13 protein-coding genes are annotated in these 16,604 nt (G+C 70.1%); 5 read left to right on the forward strand and 8 right to left on the reverse strand.

Annotated features, from left to right (window positions below; translation table 11 throughout):
- Nucleotides 1-24 precede the first annotated feature (24 nt).
- From GH664_RS23945 to GH664_RS19270, 4 genes are all read right to left on the reverse strand, one after another.
- Nucleotides 25-174, reverse strand: a complete 150-nt coding sequence (locus tag GH664_RS23945; RefSeq protein ID WP_153169750.1) for a DUF72 domain-containing protein — start codon at nucleotides 172-174, stop codon at nucleotides 25-27.
- A 6-nt stretch (nucleotides 175-180) separates the two neighbouring features.
- On the reverse strand, nucleotides 181-1,422 hold the full coding sequence (locus GH664_RS19260) for a class I SAM-dependent methyltransferase (RefSeq protein WP_153169691.1): 1,242 nt from the start codon (nucleotides 1,420-1,422) through the stop codon (nucleotides 181-183).
- 142 nt (nucleotides 1,423-1,564) lie between these two features.
- Nucleotides 1,565-2,869 (reverse strand): EAL domain-containing protein, encoded by a 1,305-nt coding sequence (locus GH664_RS19265; RefSeq protein WP_153169692.1) that lies wholly within the window; start codon nucleotides 2,867-2,869, stop codon nucleotides 1,565-1,567.
- Nucleotides 2,862-4,154: an HD-GYP domain-containing protein gene (locus tag GH664_RS19270; protein ID WP_153169693.1), complete on the reverse strand. Its 1,293-nt coding sequence runs from the start codon at nucleotides 4,152-4,154 to the stop codon at nucleotides 2,862-2,864. Before GH664_RS19270 ends, GH664_RS19265 begins: the two co-directional genes overlap by 8 nt.
- Before the next feature lie 232 nt (nucleotides 4,155-4,386).
- Between GH664_RS19270 and GH664_RS19275 the strand changes: the two genes are divergently transcribed.
- From GH664_RS19275 to GH664_RS19295, 5 genes are all read left to right on the forward strand, one after another.
- A complete protein-coding gene (locus GH664_RS19275) occupies nucleotides 4,387-5,181 on the forward strand; it encodes a caspase family protein (protein ID WP_153169694.1) in 795 nt (264 codons plus the stop codon).
- A gap of 117 nt (nucleotides 5,182-5,298) precedes the next feature.
- Nucleotides 5,299-10,812, forward strand: a complete 5,514-nt coding sequence (locus tag GH664_RS19280; protein WP_153169695.1) for a CHAT domain-containing protein — start codon at nucleotides 5,299-5,301, stop codon at nucleotides 10,810-10,812.
- A 149-nt stretch (nucleotides 10,813-10,961) separates the two neighbouring features.
- The gene (locus GH664_RS19285; protein ID WP_153169696.1) at nucleotides 10,962-11,933 is read left to right on the forward strand and encodes an ABC transporter substrate-binding protein; all 972 of its coding nucleotides are present in this window, start codon (nucleotides 10,962-10,964) and stop codon (nucleotides 11,931-11,933) included.
- A 76-nt stretch (nucleotides 11,934-12,009) separates the two neighbouring features.
- On the forward strand, nucleotides 12,010-12,900 hold the full coding sequence (locus tag GH664_RS19290) for an ABC transporter permease (protein WP_153169697.1): 891 nt from the start codon (nucleotides 12,010-12,012) through the stop codon (nucleotides 12,898-12,900).
- A gap of 1 nt (nucleotide 12,901) precedes the next feature.
- Nucleotides 12,902-13,696, forward strand: a complete 795-nt coding sequence (locus GH664_RS19295; protein WP_153169698.1) for an ABC transporter ATP-binding protein — start codon at nucleotides 12,902-12,904, stop codon at nucleotides 13,694-13,696.
- Between the two features lie 7 nt (nucleotides 13,697-13,703).
- Here the strand turns inward: GH664_RS19295 and GH664_RS19300 are convergent, their stop codons facing one another.
- The 4 genes from GH664_RS19300 to GH664_RS19315 form a co-directional block, all read right to left on the reverse strand.
- A complete protein-coding gene (locus tag GH664_RS19300; protein ID WP_228111627.1) occupies nucleotides 13,704-14,723 on the reverse strand; it encodes a PHB depolymerase family esterase in 1,020 nt (339 codons plus the stop codon).
- Nucleotides 14,720-15,742 (reverse strand): PA2778 family cysteine peptidase, encoded by a 1,023-nt coding sequence (locus tag GH664_RS19305; RefSeq protein WP_153169699.1) that lies wholly within the window; start codon nucleotides 15,740-15,742, stop codon nucleotides 14,720-14,722. Before GH664_RS19305 ends, GH664_RS19300 begins: the two co-directional genes overlap by 4 nt.
- Before the next feature lie 11 nt (nucleotides 15,743-15,753).
- Nucleotides 15,754-16,149, reverse strand: a complete 396-nt coding sequence (locus GH664_RS19310) for a PA2779 family protein (RefSeq protein ID WP_153169700.1) — start codon at nucleotides 16,147-16,149, stop codon at nucleotides 15,754-15,756.
- Nucleotides 16,150-16,345: 196 nt separating this feature from the next.
- Nucleotides 16,346-16,585: a hypothetical protein gene (locus tag GH664_RS19315; protein ID WP_153169701.1), complete on the reverse strand. Its 240-nt coding sequence runs from the start codon at nucleotides 16,583-16,585 to the stop codon at nucleotides 16,346-16,348.
- Nucleotides 16,586-16,604 lie beyond the last annotated feature (19 nt).

Here is a 16,604-nt window from a genome sequence, read left to right on the forward strand (position 1 = left end):
GAGAACCCGATTGGCGCGATCGGTTCATTGCCGCGGTGAGCGGGCGCCGTTCCCGGCCAGCTTCTTCATGCGGGTGACGAAGCCGCCGGCCTTCACGCTGAAGACGAAGCCCGGCGCCCTCTGCCGGCGCCAGGCGGTGAAGTTGTGCGCGCTGGGCAGGCGGTGGAAGCGGATGCGGCCTCAGAGCGGCGCGAAGGCAGCGAACTCCGCCGGCAGCGGCGCGTTCTCCAGGCTGCGCTGGGAGAACAGGAAGCGGCCGTCACAGACGAAGCCGAGATCGCCCCAGTCGACCGCGTTGAGCGCGTCGCGGAAGGCGGCGAGGTCGATGTCGTCGCGGAGCGGGAACACGGCCATCACCGCGCCATCGTAGTCCTTGCAGTCGTGGATGAAGAAAGGCCGGGCAACGCGCGTCTTGCCGTTCACGTAGACTCGCGGCCGCTCGCTGCGAAAATGCATGCGACCCCACATCCACCAGTTTGATTCATCGAAACGGGTGACCTTGCGCTGCAGCAGGCGTGCCTTGTGGGGCACCAGCACCTCCGGCGGCGGGCTCCCCGGCTCGCTCCAGATCATGCGCCGGGTGCGGCCGGTGCCGACGGTGGCAGAGCAGACGAAGTCGCGGTTGCCATGCTCCGCATCGGCGTACAGGTCGTCGGCACCGGACACCGCGCCGACCTTGACGAAAGCGACGTCGGACAGGCGCAGCGGATAGTCGCCGCGGGTGAACATCAGGTGGCCGGCGCATTCGATGAAGTGGCGCGTCTCCCAGCGCGGCGCGGCCAGGCTGGCGGTGACGTCGTCACCGGCGCCGATCTCGGCATGCCGCATCGTGCGCTCGACGCGGCCTTTCTCGAAGCGCCAGATCAGGCAGTTGGGCACCGCGTCGGGAAACACCCGCGCGTCGCCTAGCTCGATGACGTCGGTGATGGTGCCGGCCTCGAACAGCAGCCGGTTGAGCTTCACCGCCGACGTCGCCTTGAGGAAGTCGCGCGGCGTGATGAAGATCAGCTCGCCACCGGGCTGCAGGTGGCGCACGCACTTCTCGATGAAGAACAGGTAGAGGTTGGCGCGGCCGTCGAAGTGGAAACGCTGCGGTGCACGCTCGATCAGGCCGCGCGTGGCGGCGCCGATGTCCTGGAAGCGCACATAGGGCGGATTGCCGATGATGGTGTCGAAGCGCTCGCGCTCGGGATAGGCGAAGAAATCCATCGCCAGCGCACCCGGCGGGCAATGGTCGGCATCCAGCTCCAGGCCCACCGCGCCCGGCAGGTGGCGCAGGAAGGCGCCGTCGCCGCACGAGGGCTCCAGCACGCGGCCACGGTTGCGCCGCAGCGCGAGCATGGCCCGCACGACGGGATCGGGAGTGAAGATCTGGCCGAGCACCGCGATGTCGCGCAAGCCCAGGGCGAGCTGCGCCGTCATGACGCGCGCCTCGCATGCGGCAGCGGTCTGGCGAGCCGGCGAAACGCGGCGGAAACGGGACGCAAGGTGAGAAGCGGCAGGAGGAAGGATGCGGACATGGGACGTGATGTTACCAAGCCGTCACCGCACGCGGTCTTTGGCGTCAGCCCGCCCTGCCCTCTCGCTCGCGCCACCAGGCGATGAACTCGGCGAGGGGCATCGCACGCCCATGCAGATAGCCCTGCGCGGAGGTGCAGCCCAGCTCGCCGAGCAGATCCATCACCTCGTTCGTCTCCACCCCCTCGGCGACGATGCGCAGGCCCAGCGAGCGCGCGAGACTCGAGATGGAACGGATGATCTCGCGGTCGCGCGGCGAATCGGTGATCGGCGCCACGAAGCGGCGGTCGATCTTGACCTCGTGCACCGGCAAGCGTTGAAGGTAGGCCATGCCGGCATAGCCGGTGCCGAAGTCGTCGATGGCAAGGCGCACGCCGAGGCCGCGCAGGCGATGCAGCACGTCGGTGACCTCCTGCGACTCCTCGACCGCGACCGTCTCGGTGATCTCGACGCACAGCCGCTCCGGCGGCAGGTGCCAAAGGGTGAGCGCCTGCGCCACCAGGTCGGGCATCTCGGGATCGAGCAGGTCGTGGGCGGTGATGTTGATCGACATGTCGACCGGCACCTGCGCGTCACGCAATTGTGCCAGCGTCAGCGCCGCCGCCTGGAACAGCCAGCGGTTGAAGGCGTGGCGCAGGCCGGCGCGCTCGATCGTCGCCATGACGAGCGGCGGCTGTACCCACTCGCCGTTGCGCCGCTGCCAGCGCAACAGGGCCTCGCCGTGCACACAGCGACCGCTCGCGACTTCCACCTGCGGCTGGACATACAGCGCCAGCGCGTTGTCGGCGAGGTCTTGCTGCAGTTCGGTGACCAGGTTCTGCTGCGCGGTGCTTTCCTGCTCCATTTCGGGGTCGTACAACGCGACCCATTCGCCGCGCTGCGATGCGGCCAGCGCCGCGATGCGCGCAGACTGCACCAGATGCAGCGGATCCTTGCCATGCTCCGGGCTGAGCGCCGAGCCGCACACCGCGTTGAGCCCCACCTCGACACCGCCGATCGCGAGCGGCGGCTGATAGAACACACGCCGGAACTTGAGCATCGCGAGATGAACCGGGGCGCTGCTGGGCAGGTTGGGCAACAGCAGCAGCCATTCCCACTCGCCCAGCACGTACAGCCGATCGGCCGGCCGCAAGGCGGCGCGCAGGCGGTCGGCGATGTGCATGCTCAGGCGCGCGACTGCCTCGGGCGCCAGCCGCAGCAAGGCCGGCTCGCGCACCACGCTGAACACGACCAGCCCCTGGCAGCTCGACGCGTCGGCATCGCCGGCGAGGCGTGTGAGGTCGGCCAGCGCCTGGCGCAGGCGAGGCAGCGAACCCGGCAGATCGACGTCGCCGGCAGGGGAATTAGACAAGATAGAACTCCGCCGGGTCGATGCCGTAGGCGTTGTCGGGCAGTGCGCCAAGGATGCGGTAGGGCTCGCCGGTCGGCCCCAGCGGGTTCAGCATCAGATCCAGCGTGCGCGGGTAGCGCTCCACCGACTTGTCCGGCGCCAGCAGCACCATGACCTTGGGCTGCAGGCGCCGCACCTGGTTCTGCTGCAGCACCACCGCGACTTCGCCGGAGTTGAGTTCGACCAGGGTGCCGATGGGGTACAGGCCCATGCACTGCACGAACTGGTCGACCAGCGTGTCGCGAAACTTGCCGCCGCGCATGCGGACCAGTTCGCCGATTGCCTTCTGGCTGGACATGGGCAGGCTGTAGGAGCGCTCGCGGATCATCGCGCAGTAGGTGTCCATCAGTCCCGACATTTCGGCCGGCAGGCCAAGTTCCTGACCCTGCAGCTTGAGCGGGTAGCCACTGCCGTCGATGCGTTCGTGATGGCGGCCGATGATCTCCAGCGTGTCCGGTTGCAGGCCTGGCCGGTTGGCGACGATGCGCAGCGTGCTCACCACGTGATAGCGCGCCAGCTTGAGCTCTTCCGCAGTCAGGCGGCCGGGCTTGGTGAGGATTTCCTTGGGCAACTGGGTCTTGCCCAGGTCCTGGATGAGGCCGGCCACGCCCACGCTCTCGATCTGCTCCCTGGGCAAGCCCAGGAAGCGCGCAAACACCATGAGGTGCACCGAGACGTCCAGCGCGTGGTCGTAGCTGTATTCGTCGGTGCTCTTGAGCCGGGTGAGCCACAGCAGCGCCTCCGGGTTGCGCACCACGCCGGCCGCAACCTCGGCGATGTTCTTCGACACATCCGCCAGATCGAGCGGCGTGTCCGCCTGCACGCAGGCGGTCAGCGAACGCAGGCTGGCCTGCACGTCGTCGATGACCGATGCGGAATAGAGCAGTTCCTCCTCGAGCAGGCTGAGCGAGTCGCGGGCGCGCACGCGCGGCGTGCGTGCGCGGCGGCTCATGCCGCCGCGGCGCACCGCCTTGGCGATGCGGACGAAATCGGGCTGTCTGGGCCGGGCGGGCGGCGGCAGGCCGGCGAGAGGCGCATCCTTGCCATGCACCGTGGCGGCGAAGAACATGCCGACGGATTTGCTCGGATCGATCTCCACCGTTCGGCACAACAGTTGCAGATGGTCGATCTGCGACTGTTCCTCGATCAGGAATCCCTGCAGCAGGAAGGGCGTCTCCAGCCAGGGACGATCGAGTTCGGCAACGAACATCCCCACCTTGAGATCGCGTGTCGACACAGACGTCATAGACCTTTTGCTGCTCTCCGTTCCGGATTTCCTGTCTGCGAATCATCGCACAAGGGGTTTTCGGCAGTATCGACCGATCCTGTAGTGCACTTGCTCAATCCGGACAATTCCATGCGTTTTTGCCGCGGCTGGTTATCGCCATGGCGATGCGCTATTTTTAAACTGAATCGGGCTCCTTGGGGAGCCCTGCTGCCCATCCGGATCAAGACCGCATCAACGCAGGAGTGGAGCCATGGCCAAACGCGCCCTTTGCATCGGCATCAACAACTACCCAGGCACCGACAGCGACCTGTCCGGCTGCGTCAATGACGCCCTCGACTGGAGTGCGACCTTGCAGTCGCGAGGCTTCACCGTCACGACGCTGCTCGACGAAAAAGCCACGCGCAGCGCGATGGTAAATGCGATCAGCGGCCTGATCCGTGACGCACGCCCGGGCGACACCATCATATTCACCTATTCCGGGCATGGCACCTGGGTGGAGGACACGAACGGCGACGAGCCCGACGGCCGCGATGAGGCCTTGTGCCCGCAGGACATCACCACCGCCGGCCCGCTGCTCGACGACGACATCCGCGTCCTGTTCGACCAGCGTGGCGCAGGTGTGCGTCTGCTGCTGATCTCCGACAGTTGCCATTCCGGCTCGGTCACGCGCGGCGACGAGAGCGACCTCGATCCGGGCGGACCGCGCCCGCGCTACCTGCCGCCCGCGGCATGGATGAAGCTGGGCACCGAACCCGCCGCGCCGCGCGCCAGCGCGATGAACCTGATCGGCGGCATGCGCCGCACCGGCGGCGACCTGCTGCTGGCCGGCTGCCGCGACGACGAATACAGTTGGGACACCGGCTTCGGCGGTCGTCCCAACGGCGCCTTCACCTACTACGCGCTGAAGACGCTGAAGCAGGACAATCCCGAGACCTACGACGCGTGGCATGCCGCCATCCGCCGCTACCTGCCGTCCACCCGGCTGCCGCAGGAGCCGCAGCTCTTCGGCACGCGCAGCGCGCGCCGCATGCGCGTCTTCGAGTAAGGCCGCAGGCCGTGTCCGCCCGGGCTGCGCGGCTGCGGCCCGGCGGCGCGCGGCGCGGCGCCCCGCTTTCCCACTCCCGCGGCCGCCCGGCCGCCATGCCCCGCTCCGGAGCCCTCCATGGCGCAGCGCAGCTTCACCCTACGCGGCACGACAGCCCAGACCGCGCCCCCGCCGGTGACGACCGGCGTCGTCGTTTCCAGCGCGCGGCGCCTGATCCCCGGGCGGGCGCGCGACGGCGTCGGTGGCGAATTGCAGGTTGGCGCCGACGAGGTGGTGCGCATCGAGCTCGACAACGGCTTCGTGCTGTGGTCACGCGCCGACAGCCTGGTGCGCGACCATGGCCGCCTATCGCTGTCGCGCGACGGCGGCGAGGCCTGGGAGTTCGACAGCGTGGTCGGCGCGCCCGGCACACGGCGCTCCGGCGCCGCAGCGCGCGACGAGCGCGGCCTGGTCGGCCTGGGCATCCGGGTGCTGGACTTCTTCGGCATCGATCTGGCCAAGCATGGCGCCACCGAGCTGTCGACCTGGTTCGAGGACAAGCAGCTCCATCGCGACGGCCCCGGCCTGTACCGCTGCCCGCTGGACGATGGCTTTGCGCTGCACAAGCTCGGCGCGAACGAAGCCGTGCCGGCCGGCGCACCGGTGCTGCTGTTCCTGCATGGCACGGCGTCGAGCACCGAAGGCAGCTTCGGCAAACTGTGGGATGCGGCCAACGCGGTGGGCGCCGACGTCCGGAAGCGGCTGCGGCAGGCCTATGGCGACCACGTCTACGCACTGGAGCACCGCACGCTCACCGAAAGCCCGATCCAGAACGCGCTGGCGCTGGCCGAATCGCTGCCGAAAGGCGCGCAACTGCACCTCGTGAGCCATTCTCGCGGCGGGCTGGTCGGCGAACTGCTGTGCCTGGCCGGCAGCGCAGGGGCCACCGAACTGCTGACGGCCGACACGCTGGAGGCGCTGTTCCGCACCGACCGCACGATCGCGCCGCAGCTCGGCCTGTTCCCGCTCGGCGCCAGCGAGAAGAAGGCGCGCGACGACGCCTATCGTCAGGACTGCGCGCGGCTCGCCAGGCTGCTGAAGACGCTGCGCAGCCGCAGCGTCACGGTGCAGCGCTTCGTGCGCGTCGCCTGCCCGGCGCGCGGCACCACGCTGGCGTCCGGCCGGCTGGACCGCTGGCTGTCGGTGCTCGGCTTCGTCGCCGGCCACGCGGCGGGCGCCGACCTCTTCGCCGGCGGGCTGGATTTCCTCCTCGCGGTGGTCAAGGAGCGCACCGACCCGCGCATCCTGCCCGGCCTCGAGGCGATGATGCCGGGCTCGGCGCTGACCCGCCTGCTGCAGCACCCGGACCTCCTCACCACCGCCGACCTCAGCGTGATCGCCGGCGACATCGAGGGCGATTCGCTGTGGCAGAAGATCAAGCTGGTGGCGGCAGACTGGTTCTATGGGGCCGACCACGACCTGGTGGTGAACACCGGCTCGATGTCCGGCGGGCTGCCGCGCCCGCCCGGCGGCGCGCGCTTCCGCCAGGACAAGGGCGCCGACGTCAATCACTTCAGCTATTTCCGCAACGCGCGCAGCCTGCAGTGGCTGCAGGCCGGGCTGCTGCGGGCGGAAGGCGACGCCGGCGGCTTCCTGCCGATCGAGGCGGCGCCCAGCGCACCGCCGCGCTGGCGCGAGGCGGTGCAGCGCAGCAGCGACGACGACACGCCGCGGCCGCTGGCGATCGTGCTGCCCGGCACGATGGGCAGCGCACTGTCGGTGCGGGGCGATCGCGTCTGGCTCAACTACTGGGCGCTGCTGCGCGGCGGCCTGAAACGGATCTCCAGCACCGCCAGCGACGTCGCCCCGGTCGATCTGCTCGACGACTTCTACGGCCCCTTGCTCGAGTTCCTGTCGCACACCCACCGGGTGAAGGTTTTCCCCTACGACTGGCGCATGTCGGTAACCGAGGCCGCGACCAAGCTCGCCCAGCGCCTCGCCGACTGGCTGCCGCTGGCCGAGCGCCAGGGCCAGCCGGTGCATGTCGTCGCGCACTCGATGGGCGGCCTGGTGGTGCGCGCGATGATCGCCGACGACGGGCCGGGCAAGGCGCTGTGGGAGCGCGTCCGACGCCTGCCCAACAGCCGCTTCCTGATGCTGGGCACGCCCAACCTCGGTTCGCACGAGGCGGTGCGCTGGCTCACCGGCTTCAACCCGACCGAAGCCAAGCTCGCGCTGCTCGATTTCACCCAGGGCACCGACGACATCATCGGCATCGTGCGCGACTACCCCGGCCTGCTCGAGCTGCTGCCTTTCGCCGACGCGGCGCTTCCCTTCGCGAAGCAGGACGTCTGGAAACGGATCTGCAGCGAGACCCGCGCCGCATGGAAGATCGCCACTGCGCCCCGCCTGAGCGACGCGGCACGCACCTGGACGCGCCTGCGCGCGGCTGCGCCCGACCCGCTGATGCGCTACGTCGCCGGCTGCCAGCCCGCCACCGTGATCGACTACCGCCTGGTGGAGGACGAGACCCTGGGCCGCCAGGGCAGCAAGCGCATCGAATTCCTCGCCACGCGCGAGGGCGATGGCACCGTGAGCTGGGCCTCCGGACGCCTGCCCGGAGTGGACACCTGGTATGCGGAAGACACCGCGCACGATGCGCTGTGCACGCAGCGGCGCGCCTTCGCCGCCTACCTGGAGCTGCTGCAGACCGGCACGACCAGGCGCCTGCCTTCGGCGCCGCCGGCGCGCGCCCGCGGCACCGAAGGCGAGGCGCCGGTGTTCGTGCTGCCCGCCTGCCCGCCCGCCGACGGCATCCCCGGCGAGGGCCAGGTGTCCCGCCTGGGCTTTGGCGGCGAACTGCCGGAAGAGGACGACACGCGCCCGCCGGTGCCGACGATCTCGGTGAGCATCCGCCACGGGGACCTGTCCTACGCCCGCCATCCGGTGGTGGTGGGCCACTATCTCGGCGACACCATCGTCAGCGCGGAAAAGATGCTGGACCGGCGCATGGGCAATGCGCTGTCGCGCCGCCACTTCCTCGGTCTCTATCCCGGCCGCCTGCACACCCATGCGCTGTTCTTCCACCCGCGCAAGGAGGGCAAGCCTGGTGGCGCCATCGTCATCGGCCTGGGCCAGGTCGGCGAGCTGACGCCGGGCCTGCTGGAGGCGGTGACGCGCTCTGCCCTGCTCGACTACGCGCTGCAGGTGGCGCAATGGGCGGACGACCGCTTCGGCCCTGCCGGCAGCCCGCGCCGCGCCTCCGTCACCTGCCTGCTGGTGGGGACCGGCGCCGGCGGCATGCCGGTGCGCGACTCCATCGAGGCGATGCTGCGCGGCGCAGTCGCCGCCAACGCGCGGCTGGTCGAGGCCGAGCTGGACGGCCAGGTGACGATCGCCGAGGTCGATTTCCTCGAGCTGTACGAGGATGTGGCGATCAATGCCGCCGCCGGCCTGGCGCAGATCCTCACCAACGGCGAGCTGGCGGCGACGGTGAACTGGTCCGCACGCCAGGTCGAGCCCGGCGTCGGCGGCCACCGCCGGGTGCGCTTCGAGGAAGCACCCGAGTGGTGGCACCGCCTCGAGATCGCCGAAGACGAGAACCGCGCCGATGTGCTGCGCTTCGTGTTCGCGACCGACCGCGCGCGCGCCGAGGAGACCTTGTCCACCGGCCAGCTCGCGCTGGCGGACGCGTTCATCCGCAGCGCCTCGCGCTCGGCGCGCGCCAACCCTGAAGCCGCGCGCACCCTGTTCGAGATGCTGCTGCCGCTGCGCCTGCGCGAGATGGCGCCGCGCCAGAGCGATCTGGTGCTGCTGGTCGATGAGCGCTCGGCGCGCTATCCCTGGGAACTGCTCGAAGACCGCTGGAGCGCCAACGGCCGGCCGCCTGCGGTGGCCTGCGGCCTGGTGCGGCAGCTCAAGTCGCAGACCTTCCGCCCACGCCCGGCGCATGCCTTCGAGGCGCGTGCGCTGGTGATCGGCCACCCCGACCTGCAGGGCTGGGACAAGTTCAGCGACCTTCCGGGGGCGCGCGAGGAAGCGCGCCGCGTGGCCGACCTGCTGGCCAGCAGCGAATTCCGCGTGACCGACAGCGTCGATGAAGGCACCGACGCGATCATCGAGAACCTGCACCGCGACGCCTGGCGCATCCTGCACCTGGCCGGCCATGGCGCGCACGAGTACGAGCTTGCGCTGCCGCCGGCGGTTGCCGGCGTGCTGCAAGCCGCAGCGGCTTGTCAGCCTGCGGTCCGCAAGGTCTCCGGCATGGTGATCGGCAAGGAAGTGTTCCTGACGCCGGGCGACATCGAGCAGATGCGCTGGGTCCCCGAGCTGGTGTTCATCAACTGCTGCCATCTGGGCAAGACGCTGTCCACCGAGCCGGCCGACCGCGGCGCGCTGGCGGCCAACCTGGGCGTGCAGTTCATCCGCATGGGCGTGCGCGCGGTGGTCGCCGCCGGCTGGGCGGTGGACGACGGTGCCGCGCTGACCTTCGCCGAAGCCTTCTACGGCCGCATGCTGGCCGGCGAGGCCTTCGGCGACGCGGTCCGTGCCGCGCGCGAGGAAGCCTGGCGGCGCCATCCGGGCGTCAATACCTGGGGCGCCTACCAGTGCTACGGCGACCCGGCCTTCCGCCTGCGGCGCGATGCCGGCTCGCGACCGCGCCCGCGCACGCCGTATGCGGCCGTATCGGAACTGGTCGCCGACCTCGACAACCTCGCCTGCAGCCTGCACGCCAGCAGCACGGACGATGACGCGGCGGCCGCGATCGACGCGCGGCTGGCACGCATTCCCGACGGCCAGCACGACAACTGGCTGAAGCTCGGGGAAGTGCGCGCCGCGCTCGGCTTCGCCTGGGGTGAGGCGCGGCGCTGGGACGAAGCCATCGACTGGCTGGGCCTGGCGCTGGACGCCGACAAGGGCAACTGTCCGCTGCGCGCCGCCGAGCAACGGGCGAACTTCATCGTGCGCCGCGCCGCGGACGCATGGCAGGCGGCCGAGGCCGGCACGACGCTGGCCGCCGAAGACCGGACGCGGCTGCTGCAGGCGGTGCGCGACGCGATCGACGACCTCGATCGCCTCGCGCGCAACGGCGAAACCGAGGAAAGGCTGAGCCTGCTGGGCAGCGCCTGCAAACGCCTGGCCCTCATCGACGATGACCCGGCGCGCCGGGCCGATGCCTTGCAGCGCATGGCGGATTACTACCAGCGCGCGTTCGAGCGTGGCGGCCAGACAAAAGCCTACGCCTTCACAAACTGGACCACCGCGGCGGTGCTGGCGGGCCTGCCGCAGGATGAGGCTGCGCGCACCCGATGGCAGACGCAGTTCCAGCAGGACGCCGAGCGCCTGTCTGCGCTGACGCAGCGCAGCAATGATGCCGATCCCAGCTTCTGGGACGCTGCCGCACTCGGCGACATCGCCCTGGCACGCCTGCTTGTCCGCTTCGGCCCTGCTCCTGCGGCACCGCTGCCGGCGGAGGCCGAAGCGCTGGCGGACGCGGTGATCGCGCGTTATCGGGATGCGATGGAGCGTGGCGCCAGTCCGCGGGAGCGCAGTTCGGTGGTCGAGAACCTCGATTTCATCCTCGCGCTGGCAGGTGCCGCCGCAGGCGCGCTGGGCACCACGCTGCAGCGCATCCGCGCCACGCTGCCCTGAGCGCGCGGGAAGCCTCGCCAGACGCGTGGGGGAGCGGCCGGGTTGATGCGCCGGGTTGAGGCGTTTTGCGGCCGCCCGCCGCACAGGTAGACTAGTGCGTTGTCGCCCGCGGGCCGGAGTGCCCGATTCATTCCCCAAAGGAGTTCCCCATGTCCTTCGCCAAGCCCTGCACCACGCTGCTGAGCGCCCTGATGCTGTCTTTCGCGATCGCCGCCCCGGCCGTCGCGCAACAGAAGTCCGTCGCAGTGACGGCGATCGTCGAGCATCCGGCGCTGGACTCGGTGCGCGACGGCGTCAAGGAAGGCCTCGCCGCGGCGGGCTTCGAGGAAGGCAAGAACCTGAAGTGGCAGTACCAGAGCGCGCAGGGCAACACCGGCACGGCGGCACAGATCGCGCGCAAGTTCGTCGGCGACAGGCCCGACGTGATCGTCGCCATCGCCACGCCGTCGGCCCAGGCCGTCGCCGCGGCGACCAAGGAAATCCCGCTGGTGTATTCGGCGGTGACCGACCCGATGGCGGCGCAACTGGTGCCGTCGATGGCGCCCTCGGGCACCAACGTCGCCGGCGTGTCCGACGTGCTCGAACTGGACAAGCAGATCGCGCTGATGAAGCAGGTCGTGCCCACGGCCAAGCGTGTGGGCGTGGTGTACAACCCGGGCGAGGCGAACTCGGTGGTGGTGGTGAAGGCGCTGCGCGAGGCGCTGCCCAAGCAGGGCATGAGCCTGGTGGAAGCCGCCGCGCCGCGCACGGTGGATGTGGGCGCCGCGGCGCGCAGCCTGATCGGCAAGGTGGACCTCTTCTACACCAGCACCGACAACAACGTGGTGTCGGCCTATGAATCGCTGGTGAAGGTCGGCAACGATGCCAAGATCCCGATGATCGCCGCCGACACCGACAGCGTGAAGCGCGGCGCCATCGCGGCGCTGGGCATCGACTACCGCAACCTCGGCCGCCAGACCGGCGCCATGGTCGCGCGCATCCTGAAGGGCGAGAAGCCGGGCACGATCGCCTCGGAGACCAGCTCCAAGCTCGAGCTGTTCGTGAATCCGGGTGCGGCCGAAAAGCAGGGCGTCAAGCTGTCCGAATCCGTGCTGAAGTCTGCGGCACAGATCGTCAAGTAATCGCAGCGCGCGCTTCGCAGCCGGCCATGGCGCCGGCTGCGGCGGCCTGCCTCCAGACCTTCATCGGTAATCCTCCATGTCGCTCTATACCCTGCTCGGGGCATTCGAGATCGGGCTGATCTTCAGCCTCGTCGCGCTGGGCGTGTACATCTCGTTCCGGCTGCTGCGCTTTCCCGACCTCACCGTGGATGGCAGCTTCCCGCTCGGCGGCGCGGTTGCCGCCACGCTGATTTCCAGCGGCTCCGACCCCTTCCTCGCCACCATCGTGGCGACCATCGCCGGCGCGGTGGCCGGCCTGATCACCGGCTGGCTCAACATCCGCCTGAAGATCATGGATCTGCTCGCGAGCATCCTGATGATGATCGCGCTGTACTCGATCAACCTGCGCATCATGGGCAAGCCCAACGTGCCGCTGATCACCGAGCCCACCGTGTTCTCGGTGCTGCAGCCCGACTCGATTTCCGACTACGTGCTGCGCCCGCTGCTGCTGGTCGTGGTCGTGCTGGCGGCGAAGTTCCTGCTCGACTGGTTCTTCTCGACGCAGACCGGCCTGGCGATGCGCGCCACCGGCTCGAACGCCCGCATGGCGCGCGCGCAAGGCGTCCACACCGGCCTCATGGTGCTGGGCGGCATGGCGCTGTCGAACGCGCTGGTGGGCCTGGCCGGCGCGCTGTTCGCGCAGACCCAGGGTGGCGCCGACATCTCGATGGGCGTGGGTACCATCGTCATCGGCCTCGCCGCGGTGATCGTCGGCGAGAGCCTGCTGCCCTCGCGCCGGCTCTACCTGGCGACCATCGCGGTGGTCGTCGGCGCCATCGTCTATCGCTTCTTCATCGCGCTGGCGCTCAACAGCGACTTCATCGGCCTGCAGGCGCAGGACCTCAACCTGGTCACCGCGTTGCTGGTCACCGTGGCGCTGGTGGTGCCCAAGCTGCGCCAGCACTGGTCGGGCAGGAAGGGGATCTGAAATGTTGAGAGCACAGGATCTGCACATCACGTTCAACCCCGGCACGCCGATCGAGACGCGGGCGCTGCGCGGCATGTCGCTCGACATCCCGTCGGGCCAGTTCGTCACCGTGATCGGTTCCAACGGCGCGGGCAAGTCCACCTTCCTCAACGCCGTCTCGGGCGAACTCCGGGTCGATAGCGGCCGCATCGAGATCGACGGCATCGACATGACACGCCAGCCGGTGTGGGAACGTGCCCGCCACGTCGCGCGCGTATTCCAGGACCCGATGGCCGGCACCTGCGAGGACCTCACCATCGAGGAGAACATGGCGCTGGCCGAGATGCGCGGCCACAAGCGCGGCCTGGGCTGGGCGGTGAAGCCGGCGCTGCGCGAGGAGTTCCGCGCCCAACTGGCGACGCTGGGCCTCGGCCTGGAGAACCGCCTGTCCGACCGCATCGGCCTGCTCTCGGGCGGCCAGCGCCAGGCGGTGAGCCTGCTGATGGCGGCGCTGCGCCCCTCGCGCCTGCTGCTGCTCGACGAGCACACCGCGGCGCTCGACCCGCGTACCGCCGACTTCGTGCTGCAACTGACGGTGCGCATCGTCGCCGAGCACAAGCTCACGACCATGATGGTGACCCACAGCATGCGCCAGGCGCTGGACGTGGGCGAGCGCACCGTGATGCTGCACCAGGGCAAGGTGGTGCTCGACGTGTCCGGTGACGAGCGCAAGGGCATGACGGTGAAGGACCTGCTGGCGATGTTCGAGCGCGTGCGCGGCGAACAGATCGACGACGACGCCCTGCTGCTGGGCTGAGCGCAGGTCAGCGCGGCAACTGGCGTGCGACGAAGGCCCACGCCATCTTCGAGGCGTCCGGGCCGTGCGCATCGCTGAACGGCTGGCGCGCATCGCCGCCGCTCCAGGCATGGCCCAGGCCTTCGACCAGGCACAGGCTGGCGATGGTCCTTCGCTTCAGCTTGAAGTCGGTCACGGTTGCCGGATGGCGCCTGCCGCGCTGCAGGGCACGCGGTTCGGCGGCGATCGCGCCAGCCGCCGCCGCCCACGACTGCACGGCGGCGATGCCGTTGCCCGGCGCAACGAGCGGATCGCGGTCGCCCTGGATGACGAGCAGCGGCGGCAGGGGCTGCGACGTCACAGGCAGCTCGGGATCGCGCCGCCCGCCCATCGCCGCCAGCGCCGACGCGGCCGAATGCGCGGCCCCCGGCGCCACGCCCGAGTGCATCACCACCGCGCGGAAGCGCTCGGGATGCAGGGTGGCAAGCAGCGCCGCCATGCCGGCCCCGGCCGACAGCCCGGCCACGGCGATCGCCGCCGGGTCCACCGGATACAGCAGGCAGGCCTGGTCGATCGCCGCCATCAGGGTCGCCGCCTCGGCCTGTGCCTGGCGCGTGACGGTGCCGTACCAGTCCCAGCAACCCTGCGGATTCACGCGCCGGTCCTGCTCCGGATACAGCACCAGGAAGCGCTCGCGCACCGCCAGCCGGTTCATGCGCGTGCTGCGCGCGAAGCTCGCCGCGGTCTGGCCGCAGCCGTGCAGCATCACCATCAGCGGCAGGCGCTCGGCGTTCGTCACGCCCGGCGGACGGAACAGGAAGAAGCGGCGCACGCCGCCAGCGCCGATGGCCTGGCCGCTGATCCAGTCGCCCGGCCCGGGCGGCGGCCGCAGTTGCTCCGCGGCCACGTCCACCGCCCGCTTCGCCAGCGTACCGGCCATGCGGCTGCCGCTGCGCAAGGTGGCGCGCGTCATCGCCGTCACCGCGCGCTGCAGCGACTTGCCCAGCGCGGATCCGGCCAGTGGCGAGCGGCGCAGACGCTTGCTCACGGGCTGGCCGGCGACGGCGCCGCGGTCGGTCGGCGGCGCTGGCGCCTGGGGGCGGGGGGAGCGGCGTCGTCGATGCGGCGCAGCGTGGCGCGCGCGCTGTCGGCGATCGCACCCTCCGTTCCGGCGCGCCCGACCGCCTTCACTGCCGCGACGCGCGCCTCCGCACGGCGGCCCAGCTCGAGCAGCACGGTCGCGAGATTGTTGTAGGCGGCAGCGGCGTCATGCCGCTGCGCGGCAGCGGCGAAGGCGCGGCGCGCACCTTCGAGGTCGCCGGCGGCGTAGCTGGCGTTGCCCAACCCCATCGCCAGCGTCAGGCTGCCCGGCCAGCGCGCCAGCCCTGCGGCGTAGGCCTGCGCCGCCTGGCGCGGCAGCACGGTGCGCTCGAAGGCGACCAGCGCGCGGGTGGCTTCCACCTCGTCGGCGGTCGCCGGCAGCCTGTCGGGCGGCAGCGCGACGAAGGCCCAGCGCTGCGCCCGGTCCCAGGTGTGCTCGAAGGTCGACAACGGCAATTCCTGGCGCTCGATCGGACCGGAACGCAGCAGGAAAACGCCCGCGTCGAGGTCGTAGCCGATCACCACCGCGTAATGCCAGGACGGCGCCCACGACAGCCCCAGGTTCTGCAGCACCACCACCGGGTTGCCCGCAGCGGTCTCGCGCATCACCGCCTCCAGCGTGCCGGGAATCACCGTCGCCACCGCGCCCGAGCGGCGCGCGCCGGCGAGCATCTCGATCTGCAACGAACCCTCGCGCCCCGGCAGGAAAACCTTGCCGGTAAGGGCCTCCGGCCGCGTCGGCAAGCCCACCGCGCTGAGCGCGGTGGCCAGCGCCGCCGGGCCGCACTGGTAATCCTCCTGCGGGAAGAAAGGCGTGGCGCTCAGCTCCACCCGTCGCGGCAGTCCGTCCGGCGGCGAGGCGAGCAGTCGCGGCGTCTGCACCGCGCAGCCGGACAGCGCCAGCGCTGCGACGGCCGCCCCGCCCAGAAGGAAACGCCGCCTTGCGGCGGCGCTGGACCCCGGCATCGGACGCAGACTCAGCGGATCGAGCGGGTGAAGGGGAAGACCTTGGTCAGGCCAAGGATGTCGGTCAGCAGCAGCACGAAGAACACCAGCAGGATCGCGCCGATGATGCCGCCAGCCGGGGCGTCGTCCACCTGCTTGACCAGCGCCGCGGCTTCCTCGTCGGTGAGCGCGGCGATGCGCTCGCGCGCCTGGTCCTCGGTCAGGCCGTAGCGCTGCAGTTCGGCCTGCACCTCGGTACGCGCCAGCATGTCGTTGAGACGCGCATGGCTGTCACCCGCCTGCTGCACCGCCGCGGCCTGGGCGACCTGTTCGGTGCTCACCATGGCAGCCTGCACGTTCTGGACCATGCTGACACCGGAAAAGCTGACGATGAGCAGGACGGACAGCAGCCGCTTGAACTTTTTCATGACGCACCTCGAATGGGATTGTTGGGGTTTTGGGACGGGATCCGGCTGCAGGCGTGGAGAATACACAAGCTGCTGCGGCAGGCCTTCGCCCGTCAGGCGGGATGCTGCCATCGTCTGGCCTTGCACGGTGCATGTCGATTCATGCGGATACAAAAATCGCCGCCCCGGCGATGCGCCGGTCACCGGGTGCGGTGCGCTACTTGGTCGATTGTTCGCCCTCCTCGCGCGCCACCGCGGACAGGTCGCGCAGGTACCAGGCGGCATAGGCGAAACCCGCCACCGCGACGAGCGCAGTGAACATCAGCGTGCGGTCGAAAGGAAGCCCGGCAGCAAGATTGACGACGACGACGTAGCCGAGATAGCAGCCGGCGAACAGACCGCCGATGATGCGGATGAGCGCGAAAGTCTTGCGCTGCTTGAGGGTAGGCTGGGGCACGTGGAACTCCTGGTCGATG

Source organism: Thauera sp. 2A1, from assembly GCF_009469595.2.
Lineage (GTDB): Bacteria > Pseudomonadota > Gammaproteobacteria > Burkholderiales > Rhodocyclaceae > Thauera.

Excerpts from the sequence above, each read along its gene's own strand:
- GH664_RS19305 (WP_153169699.1), bottom strand. The coding sequence starts at position 15,742 with ATGCCGGGGTCCAGCGCCGCCGCAAGGCGGCGTTTCCTTCTGGGCGGG.
- GH664_RS19295 (WP_153169698.1), top strand. The coding sequence starts at position 12,902 with ATGTTGAGAGCACAGGATCTGCACATCACGTTCAACCCCGGCACGCCG.
- GH664_RS19275 (WP_153169694.1), top strand. The coding sequence starts at position 4,387 with ATGGCCAAACGCGCCCTTTGCATCGGCATCAACAACTACCCAGGCACC.
- GH664_RS19290 (WP_153169697.1), top strand. The coding sequence starts at position 12,010 with ATGTCGCTCTATACCCTGCTCGGGGCATTCGAGATCGGGCTGATCTTC.
- GH664_RS19310 (WP_153169700.1), bottom strand. The coding sequence starts at position 16,149 with ATGAAAAAGTTCAAGCGGCTGCTGTCCGTCCTGCTCATCGTCAGCTTT.
- GH664_RS19285 (WP_153169696.1), top strand. The coding sequence starts at position 10,962 with ATGTCCTTCGCCAAGCCCTGCACCACGCTGCTGAGCGCCCTGATGCTG.
- GH664_RS19270 (WP_153169693.1), bottom strand. The coding sequence starts at position 4,154 with ATGACGTCTGTGTCGACACGCGATCTCAAGGTGGGGATGTTCGTTGCC.
- GH664_RS19280 (WP_153169695.1), top strand. The coding sequence starts at position 5,299 with ATGGCGCAGCGCAGCTTCACCCTACGCGGCACGACAGCCCAGACCGCG.
- GH664_RS19260 (WP_153169691.1), bottom strand. The coding sequence starts at position 1,422 with ATGACGGCGCAGCTCGCCCTGGGCTTGCGCGACATCGCGGTGCTCGGC.